Raw genomic sequence first — 466 nt, forward strand, 5'->3', positions numbered from 1 at the left:
AGGCCCGAGGCCACGCCCAGGTCAATAAGCGGTGAGCGGTCGACCCGCGTGGCGAAGTGCACCTGGTCGGCATAGGCCGAGAGCAGCATGTCGCGCTCCGGAAGGCGCCAGCGCCACCGCTGCAGAGCCTCACGCCAATTGTGGCGCAGACCTTCGACACCCGCGTTGGCTGCACTGAACACCAGATACCGCAGCCGACCAATCCAATGAATGCGAGCTGCAGCGCCTGCTGCAACCAGACCCGCGGCCATGCTCAACACGAAGAAGATGCAGGCGGCCAGGCCCCACTTCACCGTGTCGCCGGCACGTGCTGCGCGGGCCACGGACGCATCTGCGTCTTTCAGATCTTGCAGCACCTTGCGCGCATCGCCCTCTTCCCAGACGTCCTTGTAGTTGGCCGCGACCTGGCTCATTTCCCGCCGCCCTACCCTACCTACCTCGACATCATTTGTGCTCGCTGCAGATC

Annotated in this window: 1 protein-coding gene; it reads right to left on the reverse strand. The window is 64.6% G+C overall.

Features of this window, described 5'->3' with window-relative positions:
* A partial coding sequence (locus tag MPC4_RS20060; protein ID WP_174514099.1) for a hypothetical protein occupies nt 1–413 on the reverse strand: 413 nt, incomplete at its 3' end.
* Between the last annotated feature and the right edge of the window lie 53 nt (nt 414–466).

Origin of the sequence: Methylocella tundrae (assembly GCF_901905185.1) — a bacterium.
GTDB lineage: Bacteria > Pseudomonadota > Alphaproteobacteria > Rhizobiales > Beijerinckiaceae > Methylocapsa > Methylocapsa tundrae.